The sequence below is a fragment of the Paenibacillus algorifonticola genome (assembly GCF_000971975.1).
Taxonomy (GTDB): Bacteria; Bacillota; Bacilli; order Paenibacillales; family Paenibacillaceae; genus Pristimantibacillus; species Pristimantibacillus algorifonticola.
The window spans coordinates 1-651 of the sequence record NZ_KQ040780.1; the positions used below are offsets into that span (position 1 = coordinate 1).

Sequence of the window (651 nt, forward strand, 5' to 3'; positions counted from 1 at the left end):
ATCGGTCGAGGGCTTATCCTAAACAAACACGCTAACGTTTCAAACCTTGTCTTTCGCATCCAGTTTTCAATGTGTAATGCACATTGATTTGATTTCAAGCATGATCATGGCCCGTTGGTCAAGTGGTTAAGACACCTCCCTTTCACGGAGGTAACAGGGGTTCGAGTCCCCTACGGGTCACCATATCATTTTTGGAGGCTTAGCTCAGCTGGGAGAGCATCTGCCTTACAAGCAGAGGGTCGGGGGTTCGATCCCCTCAGCCTCCACCATTATGATTTTGAATACGGAGCTGTGGTGTAGAGGCCTAACATGCCTGCCTGTCACGCAGGAGACCGCGAGTTCGAATCTCGTCAGCTCCGCCATTCTTTCATTACGTGCCGTTGTAGCTCAATTGGTAGAGCAACTGACTTGTAATCAGTAGGTTGGGGGTTCAAGTCCTCTCGACGGCACCATCTTTTTCAAAAAAATATGCGGTCGTGGCGGAATTGGCAGACGCGCTAGATTCAGGTTCTAGTGGTGTAACAGCCGTGGAGGTTCGAGTCCTCTCGACCGCACCATATTTTTTTGCGGACGTGGCTCAGTGGTAGAGCATCGCCTTGCCAAGGCGAGGGTCGCGAGTTCGAATCTCGTCGTCCGCTCCATTTTTATTTC

6 tRNA genes are annotated in these 651 nt (G+C 50.7%); all 6 read left to right on the plus strand.

The features are described 5' to 3' along the window. Window positions 1-108 precede the first annotated feature (108 nt). The 6 genes from WH37_RS02550 to WH37_RS02575 all read left to right on the plus strand — a co-directional run bounded on the left by WH37_RS02550 (window position 109) and on the right by WH37_RS02575 (window position 641). Window positions 109-183: transfer RNA gene (locus tag WH37_RS02550), tRNA-Glu, on the plus strand. Window positions 184-193: 10 nt separating this feature from the next. After that, a tRNA-Val gene (locus WH37_RS02555) sits at window positions 194-269 on the plus strand. A 16-nt stretch (window positions 270-285) separates the two neighbouring features. Then, a tRNA-Asp gene (locus WH37_RS02560) sits at window positions 286-362 on the plus strand. 14 nt (window positions 363-376) lie between these two features. Continuing rightward, window positions 377-452 (plus strand) — tRNA-Thr (locus WH37_RS02565). 18 nt (window positions 453-470) lie between these two features. Next, window positions 471-557, plus strand: a tRNA-Leu gene (locus WH37_RS02570). Window positions 558-566: 9 nt separating this feature from the next. Beyond that, window positions 567-641 (plus strand) — tRNA-Gly (locus tag WH37_RS02575). Window positions 642-651: the final 10 nt, after the last annotated feature.